Here is an 11,184-nt window from a genome sequence, read left to right as displayed (position 1 = left end):
TTCTATACACTTATGAATTTTCTAATATATCTTTTTGAATTTTGTATTAAATCATTTATAACAATTCCAGCATAACTGCATACATCGACAGCATCATCGTGTACAGCGTTCGGAAACTTTAACAACTGCTCTTCCAATTCCAACAATTTTTCCAACTTCTTATTAAAAAACACTTTGCCATTTTCAAACATAACTGAAATGTTTAATGCTCTAGTCATCTTGTCTGTATCTGCTTTTAATTCTTTTAACGGCATACCTTCACGTTTTGCCTGCTGCATTATTCCTATACCGCTACTCTTACTCTCTATCGCTTGGAATCGTAAATTATATTTATGTCTATACTGCTTAATTAAATTCCATTGGTCTGGTACTTCTAATCTTTCAAGCATTAAATCAACTAAATATAAATTCCATTCCCTGTCGCAAGCAAATGTTGCTATTGCCGTAAAATCATTATTTTTATGTGTACTCATTGCTGTATCTATAGTTTGAAAATAAAAGCAGTCTTTGATATTAACATTTTTATCATCGGCTATAATAAAATCATTTTTCACATCAAAATATTTAAAATACTGACGCTTAAACAATCCCCCATCTTCAACTTGCGGCTTTTGCTGATACAATGCTGAAAATTCACGGCTTCCTATTGCTTTTTTTATATTTTCCAGTTCACTAATTCCATATCGTTCTTCCCATAATGGCTCGCCTACTTTTCTTCCAAGAATATCATTTTCTTCTGCAATAGCTGGTAAAACGATGCTTTCAAAAGTTTCTCCAGTCCCATTTTCCATTTCCTTGACTATTCTGCCAACTAAATCATCTTCATGCCATCTGGTCTGAATTATTATTATTCCACCTCCAGGTGCTAACCTTGTACGAATAGTTGATTGATACCAAGCCCAAACCTTATCACGCTGTAATCTGCTGTTTGCGTCTTCCCTATTTTTAAACGGATCATCTATAATTGCAATATGTGCCCCTTTACCTGTTGCACTTCCACCTACTCCTGTACTGACAACAGCCCCTCTGTGTTCTAAAATCCCCCAGTTATCACCAGCACTTTTATCTCTATCTATAACAGTGTTAAAAATTCCTGTACCGCTTTTGCTATGCTCTCTATAAGTATCTCTAGCTATTTTCCCAAAATCTCTTGCCAAATCCATTGAGTAACTTGCAATTATAATTTCAAAATCAGGATTATTCCCAATTACCCAAGCTGGGTATTTTTTAGTCATAGTTTCAGATTTTGAGTGTCGTGGTGGCATGCTAATAAATAATCGTGGACTTTTACCACTCTTAACATCTTCTACAAATTGCTGTGCTTTATCCGTCAAAAATTGTATGTGACTTGCATTATTATATCTTCCGTTTCCGTCAAAAATAAGAAAATCCAATAAATTTCTACGAGATAATTCCTTAACAGCTTCTAATCTTATCATTTCCATTTTATCCATTCTTACCACCAGCTAATGTTCTTAACTCCTCGGTAGTAAGCCCTGAAAGCGGATTGGTATTCACTTGTCCAGATAACTGCATTTTCTCGATATATTCGCCGTCCATTTTATTTAAAATGTCTAATGCTTTTAATCTATCCTGTACCTTTTCATTTCCATTTTTAATAACTTCTGTTAAAAACTCTCGTCTCTCAATCGCTGTCATTATTCTGCTTGTTTTTGTTTTTTCCTGTAATTCTTTTATATATTTTGATAACGTAGTATTTTGTAGTAATTTTGGTGCATTTTGTCTTGCATACTTTTCTTTATACCCTGCCTTTATTGCCGATTCAGTAGCATTTCCACTAGCTACATAAAACTCACAAAAAGACTTCTGTCTTGCATTTAATTTCAATGCTACCACCTCCTTATTTGCAACAAAAAAAGACTGTTCCATTTTCAGAAACCAGTCTTGTCGTATACTTCTTTAATTTATCCTGCTCGCCACACTACGAACACATCACTATTTATATAAAATCAAGGATTCAATGACAAGTACCTTAACTCATACTCTTTCATCTTAACATATTATAACATATTAAAAATTATATACAATATCAAAAAAGTATCATTTTTCAATTTAATATATTTTTTATCACATCATCTGAAAATATAACTAGTTGTAACTGTCTAATCATTTTATTTTTATATCTTTTTGCAGTTATAACACTTATATTTAATTTTTCAGCTATATACTCAAATGTTAATTCATCAAAGTATTTCATTTCTATTATATCATAGTGCTTGTTGTTCCTAATCGTGTCCAAAGCCCTCTCAACCATATTAACCACGTTTTCTATCCTTGCGATTTCTTCCTGTAATTTCTCTATCTTGTTTTCCACTTTCTCCAGTTCAGATAAATACACCTTACTAGCCTGCACATTAACTTCCATTTTCTTTTTCTGAATTGATATACCCTCTTTTTTCAAATCCTCTATAAGCATATTTTTAGAATCAATAGCACCTTTCAGTAAAGATAACTCGGATAATAATTTTTCTGTCTTTTGAAATGGTGTTAGTTGTTTCTCTGTTTTTATTTCCCTGTCATTTTTCATTTTTTCTATTATTTTATCTGCTATTCTGTCTATGTCTTTTTCGTTCATTTAATTTTATTTTCCTTTCCGTTTTTTGTAATCAAAAAGACCAAACGAATTGGTCTTTTTAATAATTAATTTTATTTTTTTTAATATGTCCTTCCCACATTTTTTCTAAAACTTCAGAAGTAAGTTTTTCTTCTCTTACTACATTAGGTAATCCTAAAATTATATATTCATTATATTTAGATGTCTCAGTATACCCATAATTTTTAATCATTTTTTTAATCCATTTATCATTTGTTTAGTTTCCACCAAGTTAATAAATAATATGTCAAAAAAATTATTTTTATCAATTTTTTCATTCTTATTAAATATTTTTTTATAAACCATATCTAGATAAATTTCTAAAGTTACTTTTATCATAAAACTAGATTGATTTTTTATATCTGATTTTTGAATATTTGTTATCAATTCTTCTTTTAACTTTTCTTTTTTAGATTTCAATTTTTGTTTTGTTCGTCTATCAAGTTCTTCTGTTCCGTTATAAAATAATAAGATTTCTTTTATTATTTTTTCTAAATATTCATTTACAAATTTTTTATCTTCTTCCAAAGTTTTTGTATTTCTATATTTTAATAAGTCTTCAAATTTTCTTTCAAAAGTTTTTTCAGAAACGAAAATATCTTTAAATATTATTGCTATTTGTATACAGAAATACATTATACATTTCATTTCATATTCTTTTTTTTCTCTTTTATAAAATTTCTCGTTTCCAACCTTTTTTATATTTTTTAATTCATAGAGAGTCATATCCATTCCTTTTATTTCCGTTTTAATAATAGAGATTCTTGAAAAATTTTTGCACAAAAAATCTATAATATTTCTTGTTTTTTCATTAGCTTTTAATTCTAATAATGTATACATAGAAATCGAAAATTTCCATCCTCTTTCTTTTGAATAATTTAGCATTTCTTTTAATTTAGGTATATTATATTTGCAATCTATAAATACATTCGTATCTAAAAATAGGTATTTTTCTTTCATAATTCCTCCTAAAATAGTACTTTTGCATATTATACACTATCTCTAAGAAAAAATAAATAAAAATATTTCCATACTTCAAATAAAACTTAAAAAAAATAAATGTTTTAGTTTTACCATAGTTAATATTCAACTGTCATTGTCCTAATTTCTAAAACTTTTTCTAAAAAACACATTTCTTCAATTTATGATTTTCTTCTATATCCTCGTACTTCATTATCGGCGATACCTCATATATACTGCCATTTTCAAATTTTAGATACACTTTTTCACTTGATTTAGATTTTAACTTTTTAACAACTTTATATTGCCTGCACTCTTGTTGAAATTTCTCGTAATATGTACTACAACTTATAGTTATTACTAAAAGTACTGTTAATAATAATTTTTTCATTTCAAATCCTCCTAATTTATCGTTTTCCCTACACCGTCCAAACGTTCTTTATACCATTTTGCTGACATCAGCAATTTTCTAATCCAATTGACTTTTCACGACTATCATTTTTTCTTATAAACACTACATTTCAAGCTGTTGTTACAGCTAAAACGACTTTCTGTGACTGAACTTTATTTTTCTGTAAATCCTTTAAAATGCCCTTTATATATTTTCTTCAATTCCTTAACTTCTTCATCTGTCTTTATTTCAAAAGGCTCTATATTCAACTCTTTCAATTTTTCCATTAATTTGTTTCTACCACCACCAACTCCGTGATCTACTCCTATATGCCACTCCATTGATAAAGGTAAATAACTGTTCCCTACACCTTTGTCGTATTTATAACCGCCTAATGCTCCAGCACTTTTTGAAATATGTGCTAATTGTGCATTTGGCTTTCCTGTAATAACACATATTTTCTTTTTCAACATCCAGTACACCCAATTCCTGTTTTCCTGTTGCCTGTATAGTTCGTGTATCTCTTGCCACATATCAATATCATTCTGCAAAAAATAGTCAAAAAGGAAATTGGTAAATGCCACAGCCTCGACATTACTCATTAATTTAAGTGCCAAGCTAAAAGTATCATTCAGTTTGATAAACAGCATTTGAATTTCATCAGTTACAAAATCCATTAAATCGTTTGTGATTATATTGATTTTGCTTTCTTTTGTGTAATTCTTGTCAATTATGTTTCCGATTCTGTCTTTCAGCTTGCTTTCCATATTTCTGAAAGGCTCATATCCCTTTATATTCTTGCCACTATGCCTGATATAAAGTTTTTTCAAGTCTTCCTTTGCCTTGTATAAAAAATAATCAGAAATGGCAGGCTTTTGCTTGCTAGTCTGCCAATTTATATCCACGCCTTTTAATTTGTAGGCATAGCAGTCTATGAACCAGTAAATCAGTTTTTGGTTTTCCCTACTCATTCTTTTAGACATCCAAGTTTCCTTTCCGCCAAGCGTGCCTAAAATTTATATATCCTACAAACCTTTTCTTTTTAGTTTCCTCGTTAGGTTCGTACTCTTTATCCGAATTTTGGATTTTCTGGCGACTTTTAACTATGTTATTAATTGAATATCCGTCGTATATTTTTGTCGCCTGATTTTGTGTTATTATTCCGTCCTCAACTAATATTAAGCACATAACAAATGTATCTGGATTTTCAGCGTTCCGTGTTTCAGGATAATCATTTAAAATTGCCCTCACTCTATCTTTTGCCAATCTTTTTCCCATTATTGCCTCCTAGTTGAACAAACTATCAATTTCATATCTGTAGCTTGTTCTTTTCTTTTGTTGAAATAACTGTTTTCCAAGTTGTCTCACTTCATCTATGCTGATACTTTTCTTACTTGTCATTTTGTAAAATTCATCAAAATTGTGAATATCTATTGCATAAGTTTCTGACAAATCTCTAAAATTAAGTATCATATACGCTTTTACATTCTTTTTCTTTGCCTCAAGTCGTAAATTGTACAAAAATGTCTGCTGTTCATCAACCGTGTCTTTTATATTTGTGAATGGCATTGATTTGCCTAAAAAACTTTTCAGCTCCACAAGGACGAGCAAGCCGTCCCTGAAGAGTATAAAATCACATAAGTTTTTATTTTTAAATCTAACCATCTGCCCGTTAACAGTCCCTGTTGTTCCGTCTTTTAGTCTTTGTAAAAAGATTTCATCAGTATTAACACTATTTTTAAAATCTTCCTCAAATTTTTTCCCTGCGTTTGTTGCCATTATTTAACAACCTCCGCCTCTTGAATTGTTGCAAGTGTTGCTCCGTATATTCCGTCTTTTCCTTTTTTTATGATTGTTATTTTCCCTCTGTCAATCAATTCTCTTACTATTTCTGTACATTCAGTTGGATGTATTTTTGTACCAGACTGCACCTCTTTTGACCTATAGTAATATGGCTCATTCTTTTTCACAAATTCAAAAACCTTGTTTTCCTTTCTAGCTTTCTCCTTTTCCTCACGGCTCTGTTTCTTGCTTTCTGCAACGCTAAATGATTTCGCTGGGGAATTTATTGGCTGTTCGTTTTTTTCTTCGCTCACGCCTTTCTGTGTCGCTTTAGTGGTTTTATATTCAATCTTGTATGTTCCGTATTGTCCTTTCTCAATTCTTTCAACTGTACGATTGATTTTAAATTTAATCATTCTTATGATTTTTTCAATCATTTCAGTTTTAAAAATTTTAGTATTGTCAACTAAGCCTTTAATAACGTTTTTAATCATTTTTACTTTGTTTACTTGTAGTGCTATAACAAAGCAGTCGGCTATTTCTTCAATCATATTACTGTTGTCTTTATAAAATGATTTACGCCAATTTTTGTGAGCTTCCTGTAGCTCTTCGATTTCCTCGTAAAGTTTCAACAGCTGCGGCTCTGCTCCGAAAAATCTTTTTATTTTTACAAGTTTTTCTCTATCTTCCCTATTCAGTAATAATTCCTTTGAATTTTCTCCAAATAATTTTTCTGAATTTATTTTTTTGATAATATTTCTTGAAATTTCATCAAGTTTATTCATATCATCAATATCCGTTATTTCAAGCATTTCATTCAGTCTTGTGCAATATTCAGATTCTGTTACATTTTCCCTTTGTGAATCAGTCAAGAAATTATTATATATAATTACTGAAATCTTATCATTTGCAAACTCGATGTTTAATTTTAAGTCCGAACGTTTAAATACAAACTGAACTTTCTTATCTTCCACATTCTTTTTAATTAATTTTGCATTCTCTAAATTGTATGCTCCTTTACAGCTGTTTATCATATAGTCTACTACGTTATTTCCTAACATTTTATTTCCTCCTGATTTTATATATATAATTTATATTTCGTCCCCAAAACTATCCCAATTTTCCCTTTCGTTTCTTGCAAATAATTCTATTTTTTCGGTATTTGGAAACATTTTTTCAATTATCTCGTAAGCTATTAATGGCTTTTTAGAGTGTTTTGTTGACTTTTCTCTAAAAACTGTTGTAAATTTACCTCTCATTTCAGAAATTGGTTTTAATATATTCCTTTTTTTATAAAACCATAGAAGATATTCGTGGGAATATCTAATTGTAAATGCTGGAGCAATGCCGTTTTGCTTGTCCCAAATCAATCTAGCGTGTAAGCTATACCCAAGTTCTTTCATCATATTTTCACAATCAAATAGAAACTCATCAATAGTCCATACAAAGAAATTATGTTTTTCTTCTGCTTTAACGTTAGAAAGAATATTTTTGATTTCTTCAATAGAAAGAGTCTTATAATCCAAGTTCCTTGACTGATTTGGACGACTTTTTCTTAATCCACCTTTTTTCTTTTGCCAAGGTGGATCGGCATAAATTACAGAATACTTTTTATTATTGTTTTTCAAATCTTGTATTATCATTTCTCCCCTTTCGTCTTAACTTTCATCATTTTCTCAATCTGTCTGATTCTTTTGTTATTGTCTTCTATCTGAACACCATTTTGTTTTATTTCTTCTGCCATTTCCATCATTTTCCTGTTTAGTATCGCATTTACCTCTCTTAAGCTGTCGTTTTCAATGCTTAGCCTGTCTTTTTCTCTTTTTAAATTTTGCATTTATCCTCCGTTCTTTACGAAACAATATTCTACAAATTCTCTATTTATTGTTCGTTTTTTTATTTTTATATCAAATCCTTTTTTTCTTAAATTTCTAATCTGCTGAAATACTGCTTGTTCTGTTCTTTTTAATTTTTTAGCAATTTTTTTTAGCTCGATTGGCTGATTTCGAATTATTATTCTGTTTTCTTCTTCTGTCCATTTTTTAGATTTATTCTTAACCAACCACTTTTTTTCTAAACAACAAGTACCGTTTGTGTATCTTAAAAAATCAGAGATTGAGCCAATGCTCCTGTTAAATCTTTCAGATATTCCATTTTTTTGACATCCACTCTCCCATAATTTTAAAATCTTTTCATTCTGTTGCTTTCTTTCTTGCCGTTTTTCTTGCAATTCTAATTTAAAATATTTAATTGCAGCATTATGACAAGATGTGATACTTCGCCCTAATGTCTTCGCAATTTCCTTATACGAAAGTTCTTGTTCCAGCCTTAATATTTTTAATATTTCGAGTTCTTCCGTCGTCCAAGGGGTATATTTTCGCATTTTTCCTCCTAAAATATTTCTTCCTTGAATCCATGTTTCTTTAACCAGTTTCTCGAAAATTCTTTTTCTTCGTTTGTGCAGTTTGGTAAATTACATATTCCTTTGTGTACTCCTGCCCAAAAAGCCAAGTTATTTCTCGGCATATTTTTGTTATGTTTATGCATAAATTCTTTTATTTTGTCCATATCGTAAGTCAATAATACCTTCTTTAATTCGTCTTGATAACTGTTCATTTATCCTCCTAATAATATTTATCCCAAATTTCCTTGCACTCATCTATCCGTCTATCTTCCCATTCAAATTTGTAATATTTGCATCTTCCACGTATTCGACTAAATAGTTTTGCACTTCCGTTTATTCTCATAAAATCCTTTAGCTGGTCATCATTTAGATTTGTGTTTATAATAAACGATATTCTGTGCTTGCATAAGTAACTAAAAAACTTATAAAGTTCCTGTTTCATCCAGTCTGAAATCATTTCATTTCCTAAATCGTCAAAAATAACCAAATCAGCTCTTTCAAATCTGTCTAAAACAAAATTTTTATTGACATTCGGATTTTTAAAATTATCTGCTTCTTCATCCAAAAGTGCCTGTAACGACGTTTTATAAACCACGTATTTATCGCAAAGTTCGTGGTAAATGCAGTTAGTATAATATGTTTTTCCTGTCCCTTCATCCCCTGACATATATATCCCTGAACCAGTGCCTTTTATGTATTTAAAGTTTTTGCAGAAGTTATAAAACGATTTTCTAAATTCTTTTTCTGTTTTATTTATTACTTTAGAGTTTTTGAACCGATTATCTATTTCGTCATCTTCAACTTTAGATATTTTTTTGAAAATCGGAATATCTGAAACTCTATTTGATTTTTTAAACTCACTTCTAGTTACGGTTTCTGCCATATATGATTTATTACCAGCCGTCATTTGATCTGTCAATTTTGACATTGTGCTTGTCTGCAACTTTTTGGCTGTTATTTCTCCAAGACTTGCTATTGCCATTGTTATTTCCTCCCTGTTTTTTATCTAGTGGAAAAATATCTTTCCAGCTGTTTATAGTCGATTTATTTAATATTTCTATTGCTAATTGCTCATTATTCCCTGCCAACCTATAGAGCTTCATCAAAATTAAATCCTCTGCTGGTTTTGATAGAGGTTCTTTTTTACCAATTCTCATAATTTTAAAATCTGAAAATGCTTTTTCAAATTCTTTGCCCTTATATAAATATATATTATTAATTTTATTATTAATACTTGTATTATTCTCCTCAATGTTTTCATTGATAGGGGTATCAACATTTTCATTGATAGGCTCTAAATCTTTTTGTTGATAGGTATCAACGTTTTCATTGATAGGGGTATCAATTTTTTGATTGATATAGATACGTCTTTCAATGATCTCTTTAGTGCCTTTTTTGTAAATTAAAACCGTCTTTATATAGCCCTGTTTTTCTAAATTGTTAATCCAAGCTCCAACAGTATTTTTATGCACTTCGTATAATTTAGAAAAATACGAATTTGTTGCATAACAATATCCGTCTTTGTTTGTCAAAGATGAAATTTCTGTATATAAAATCTTTTCCATAGGTTTTAAATTCTTATCATACCTCACATTCGCTGGCAATATGCCGAAATAGTTAGGTTTTTCCATTTTATTTTCCTCTCCCTACATATTGTATTTTTAACATCTTTATGCTATAATAATTATGTAGTATTTCATAAGTTTCTTTTCAAGCACTTTTTGAAGTGCTTTTTTTGTTACTTAAATTTTTCCAATTTCAATCTTTTCTGATCTCGAATTATAAAATATCCTTGACTGTTAAGATATATTTCGTTTATCGTAGTCCTTTTTGTTCCTGAATCAAATAGCAATACACTTGCTTCAGTTACTTTGCCGTGCCTTTTGCTAATCCTCTTAATCTTTTCCCTGTCCCCTGTTTCTTCTAAAATATGCAAATTTCCATATTTCAGACATTTTTTTAAAAATTCTTTAAACATTTTTTCCTCCTTGAAAAACACCAAAAATTGTGATATGCTAACTATGTTAGCATTATCATACAAAGAGTGCTAACAAAATAGAATAAATTAAATTTGAAATTATATATTTAAAGTTTTACTTGCCGGTATCTTCTAAAATATATAATTTAGAAAGGAGAAGATTATTTTGAAATATTTACTTTTTGATTTAAAACACTTATCTCAAGGTAATATTGTAGAAATCAGCCTAACAGGAACAGAATGTGATGTTATGCTTGTCAATTACACTAATCTATCAAATTATAAAAATGGGAAACGTGTAAAATATTATGGTGGACATTATAAACAGTCTCCAGTTAAAATTCTTATTCCACATTATGACCATTGGTACGTAATAGTAGCAAACGGCAATGTAAAAGCTAGTGTTTCTGTAATAAAACCTTAATAATTTGCGGGGAGAATTATTCCCCGTTTACCTTATATCCTTTTTCTAATCTATCCATAACTTCTAATTCTTGATTGACCATGATATAACCTATCTTATTTCCTTGTGGATCAACTATAAAAACACAAACTCCTTTTAATGCTTTGTCATTTTCTATTTTATCTTTTGTTTTCAGACATCTATTTGCTTTATCCATCTCACACCTCCTTCCTTTTCTTTTTGAATTGTAATTTAATCATTATTAAAATAATTACATCTTTAACGAAAGGAGTAATTATTATGGAAAATAATGATAAAAAATTAAAAGAAATTATTGAATTAATTAATTTGATTATTATCTTAAAAAAATCAAATAACAACTAATCCGTTTCCTTTTAACAACAAATTAATCAAAAAAATTTAATTTTCTAAAAATTTGCTGGATTTGTTTTTTCCTATCCCATTTAAAAAAATTATAAATTGCATTTCTTGAACACCCAATTTTTTTAGAAAATTCATCTATCGTCAATTTATTCTTTTCTATCAAATATTTAAATCTAGCAAATTCAGGGTGTTCATTTGATTTTTTATATTTTCTAGCCATACTATCACCTCGTTAAAACTATATCACATCTGTTGTTAAATGTCAACG

The 11,184-nt window shown here is 29.4% G+C and carries 20 protein-coding genes; 1 reads left to right on the top strand and 19 read right to left on the bottom strand.

Features of this window, described 5'->3' with window-relative positions:
- Nucleotides 1–2 precede the first annotated feature (2 nt).
- The 17 genes from terL to ACZ5B9_RS02195 form a co-directional block, all read right to left on the bottom strand.
- Nucleotides 3–1,454 carry a phage terminase large subunit gene (gene terL, locus ACZ5B9_RS02275; RefSeq protein WP_464423182.1) on the bottom strand — a complete coding sequence of 484 codons (1,452 nt, stop codon included), beginning with the start codon at nucleotides 1,452–1,454 and terminating at the stop codon, nucleotides 3–5.
- Nucleotides 1,447–1,848: a terminase small subunit gene (locus ACZ5B9_RS02270; RefSeq protein WP_147002904.1), complete on the bottom strand. Its 402-nt coding sequence runs from the start codon at nucleotides 1,846–1,848 to the stop codon at nucleotides 1,447–1,449. Before ACZ5B9_RS02270 ends, terL begins: the two co-directional genes overlap by 8 nt.
- Nucleotides 1,849–2,068: 220 nt before the next feature.
- Entirely contained in the window at nucleotides 2,069–2,596 is a 528-nt protein-coding gene (locus ACZ5B9_RS02265; protein WP_464423181.1) for an RNA polymerase sigma factor, read from the bottom strand.
- Nucleotides 2,597–2,654: 58 nt separating this feature from the next.
- Nucleotides 2,655–2,807: a hypothetical protein gene (locus ACZ5B9_RS02260; RefSeq protein ID WP_464423180.1), complete on the bottom strand. Its 153-nt coding sequence runs from the start codon at nucleotides 2,805–2,807 to the stop codon at nucleotides 2,655–2,657.
- Nucleotides 2,804–3,574, bottom strand: coding sequence for a hypothetical protein (locus tag ACZ5B9_RS02255; protein WP_464423179.1), 771 nt, complete (start codon nucleotides 3,572–3,574; stop codon nucleotides 2,804–2,806). Before ACZ5B9_RS02255 ends, ACZ5B9_RS02260 begins: the two co-directional genes overlap by 4 nt.
- 160 nt (nucleotides 3,575–3,734) lie before the next feature.
- Nucleotides 3,735–3,965: a hypothetical protein gene (locus tag ACZ5B9_RS02250; protein ID WP_464423178.1), complete on the bottom strand. Its 231-nt coding sequence runs from the start codon at nucleotides 3,963–3,965 to the stop codon at nucleotides 3,735–3,737.
- 173 nt (nucleotides 3,966–4,138) lie between these two features.
- Nucleotides 4,139–4,948 (bottom strand): putative HNHc nuclease, encoded by an 810-nt coding sequence (locus ACZ5B9_RS02245; RefSeq protein ID WP_464423177.1) that lies wholly within the window; start codon nucleotides 4,946–4,948, stop codon nucleotides 4,139–4,141.
- Entirely contained in the window at nucleotides 4,941–5,243 is a 303-nt protein-coding gene (locus ACZ5B9_RS02240; protein ID WP_464423176.1) for a hypothetical protein, read from the bottom strand. Before ACZ5B9_RS02240 ends, ACZ5B9_RS02245 begins: the two co-directional genes overlap by 8 nt.
- 9 nt (nucleotides 5,244–5,252) lie before the next feature.
- Entirely contained in the window at nucleotides 5,253–5,744 is a 492-nt protein-coding gene (locus ACZ5B9_RS02235; protein ID WP_464423175.1) for a Holliday junction resolvase RecU, read from the bottom strand.
- Nucleotides 5,744–6,808, bottom strand: coding sequence for a nucleoside triphosphate pyrophosphohydrolase family protein (locus tag ACZ5B9_RS02230; RefSeq protein WP_464423174.1), 1,065 nt, complete (start codon nucleotides 6,806–6,808; stop codon nucleotides 5,744–5,746). The genes ACZ5B9_RS02235 and ACZ5B9_RS02230 overlap by 1 nt, the downstream gene beginning before the upstream one ends.
- A 30-nt stretch (nucleotides 6,809–6,838) precedes the next feature.
- Nucleotides 6,839–7,390, bottom strand: coding sequence for an MT-A70 family methyltransferase (locus ACZ5B9_RS02225; RefSeq protein WP_464423173.1), 552 nt, complete (start codon nucleotides 7,388–7,390; stop codon nucleotides 6,839–6,841).
- Nucleotides 7,387–7,584 carry a hypothetical protein gene (locus ACZ5B9_RS02220; protein ID WP_464423172.1) on the bottom strand — a complete coding sequence of 66 codons (198 nt, stop codon included), beginning with the start codon at nucleotides 7,582–7,584 and terminating at the stop codon, nucleotides 7,387–7,389. Before ACZ5B9_RS02220 ends, ACZ5B9_RS02225 begins: the two co-directional genes overlap by 4 nt.
- On the bottom strand, nucleotides 7,585–8,130 hold the full coding sequence (locus tag ACZ5B9_RS02215; RefSeq protein ID WP_464423171.1) for a hypothetical protein: 546 nt from the start codon (nucleotides 8,128–8,130) through the stop codon (nucleotides 7,585–7,587). It abuts the gene before it with no gap.
- Between the two features lie 8 nt (nucleotides 8,131–8,138).
- Nucleotides 8,139–8,363, bottom strand: a complete 225-nt coding sequence (locus ACZ5B9_RS02210; RefSeq protein ID WP_369713358.1) for a hypothetical protein — start codon at nucleotides 8,361–8,363, stop codon at nucleotides 8,139–8,141.
- Nucleotides 8,364–8,371: 8 nt separating this feature from the next.
- Nucleotides 8,372–9,133, bottom strand: coding sequence for a P-loop NTPase family protein (locus ACZ5B9_RS02205; RefSeq protein WP_464423170.1), 762 nt, complete (start codon nucleotides 9,131–9,133; stop codon nucleotides 8,372–8,374).
- A complete protein-coding gene (locus ACZ5B9_RS02200) occupies nucleotides 9,045–9,782 on the bottom strand; it encodes a helix-turn-helix domain-containing protein (protein ID WP_464423169.1) in 738 nt (245 codons plus the stop codon). Before ACZ5B9_RS02200 ends, ACZ5B9_RS02205 begins: the two co-directional genes overlap by 89 nt.
- Before the next feature lie 107 nt (nucleotides 9,783–9,889).
- A complete protein-coding gene (locus ACZ5B9_RS02195; protein WP_464423168.1) occupies nucleotides 9,890–10,129 on the bottom strand; it encodes a hypothetical protein in 240 nt (79 codons plus the stop codon).
- A gap of 166 nt (nucleotides 10,130–10,295) precedes the next feature.
- On the opposite strand from ACZ5B9_RS02195, the gene ACZ5B9_RS02190 reads away from it, so the two are divergent.
- Entirely contained in the window at nucleotides 10,296–10,553 is a 258-nt protein-coding gene (locus ACZ5B9_RS02190; RefSeq protein WP_464423167.1) for a DUF1883 domain-containing protein, read from the top strand.
- Nucleotides 10,554–10,569: 16 nt separating this feature from the next.
- Here the strand turns inward: ACZ5B9_RS02190 and ACZ5B9_RS02185 are convergent, their stop codons facing one another.
- Together ACZ5B9_RS02185 and ACZ5B9_RS02180 are read right to left on the bottom strand one after the other, a co-directional pair.
- Nucleotides 10,570–10,749: a hypothetical protein gene (locus tag ACZ5B9_RS02185; protein ID WP_464423166.1), complete on the bottom strand. Its 180-nt coding sequence runs from the start codon at nucleotides 10,747–10,749 to the stop codon at nucleotides 10,570–10,572.
- A gap of 189 nt (nucleotides 10,750–10,938) precedes the next feature.
- On the bottom strand, nucleotides 10,939–11,136 hold the full coding sequence (locus ACZ5B9_RS02180) for a helix-turn-helix domain-containing protein (protein WP_147002886.1): 198 nt from the start codon (nucleotides 11,134–11,136) through the stop codon (nucleotides 10,939–10,941).
- Nucleotides 11,137–11,184: the final 48 nt, after the last annotated feature.

It is taken from the genome of Leptotrichia sp. SK-5, assembly GCF_055387215.1.
Note: the sequence above shows the minus strand (reverse complement) of the source record. Positions and strands in the feature narration are given on the sequence as shown.

Bases quoted from the DNA above. Each gene is read 5' to 3' on its own strand.
- ACZ5B9_RS02225 (WP_464423173.1), bottom strand. From the start codon at position 7,390: ATGATAATACAAGATTTGAAAAACAATAATAAAAAGTATTCTGTAATT.
- ACZ5B9_RS02215 (WP_464423171.1), bottom strand. From the start codon at position 8,130: ATGCGAAAATATACCCCTTGGACGACGGAAGAACTCGAAATATTAAAA.
- ACZ5B9_RS02250 (WP_464423178.1), bottom strand. From the start codon at position 3,965: ATGAAAAAATTATTATTAACAGTACTTTTAGTAATAACTATAAGTTGT.
- ACZ5B9_RS02185 (WP_464423166.1), bottom strand. From the start codon at position 10,749: ATGGATAAAGCAAATAGATGTCTGAAAACAAAAGATAAAATAGAAAAT.
- ACZ5B9_RS02255 (WP_464423179.1), bottom strand. From the start codon at position 3,574: ATGAAAGAAAAATACCTATTTTTAGATACGAATGTATTTATAGATTGC.
- ACZ5B9_RS02205 (WP_464423170.1), bottom strand. From the start codon at position 9,133: ATGGCAATAGCAAGTCTTGGAGAAATAACAGCCAAAAAGTTGCAGACA.
- ACZ5B9_RS02245 (WP_464423177.1), bottom strand. From the start codon at position 4,948: ATGTCTAAAAGAATGAGTAGGGAAAACCAAAAACTGATTTACTGGTTC.
- ACZ5B9_RS02180 (WP_147002886.1), bottom strand. From the start codon at position 11,136: ATGGCTAGAAAATATAAAAAATCAAATGAACACCCTGAATTTGCTAGA.
- ACZ5B9_RS02260 (WP_464423180.1), bottom strand. From the start codon at position 2,807: ATGATTAAAAATTATGGGTATACTGAGACATCTAAATATAATGAATAT.
- ACZ5B9_RS02240 (WP_464423176.1), bottom strand. From the start codon at position 5,243: ATGGGAAAAAGATTGGCAAAAGATAGAGTGAGGGCAATTTTAAATGAT.
- ACZ5B9_RS02200 (WP_464423169.1), bottom strand. From the start codon at position 9,782: ATGGAAAAACCTAACTATTTCGGCATATTGCCAGCGAATGTGAGGTAT.
- ACZ5B9_RS02210 (WP_369713358.1), bottom strand. From the start codon at position 8,363: ATGAACAGTTATCAAGACGAATTAAAGAAGGTATTATTGACTTACGAT.
- terL (WP_464423182.1), bottom strand. From the start codon at position 1,454: ATGGATAAAATGGAAATGATAAGATTAGAAGCTGTTAAGGAATTATCT.
- ACZ5B9_RS02265 (WP_464423181.1), bottom strand. From the start codon at position 2,596: ATGAACGAAAAAGACATAGACAGAATAGCAGATAAAATAATAGAAAAA.
- ACZ5B9_RS02195 (WP_464423168.1), bottom strand. From the start codon at position 10,129: ATGTTTAAAGAATTTTTAAAAAAATGTCTGAAATATGGAAATTTGCAT.
- ACZ5B9_RS02230 (WP_464423174.1), bottom strand. From the start codon at position 6,808: ATGTTAGGAAATAACGTAGTAGACTATATGATAAACAGCTGTAAAGGA.
- ACZ5B9_RS02220 (WP_464423172.1), bottom strand. From the start codon at position 7,584: ATGCAAAATTTAAAAAGAGAAAAAGACAGGCTAAGCATTGAAAACGAC.
- ACZ5B9_RS02235 (WP_464423175.1), bottom strand. From the start codon at position 5,744: ATGGCAACAAACGCAGGGAAAAAATTTGAGGAAGATTTTAAAAATAGT.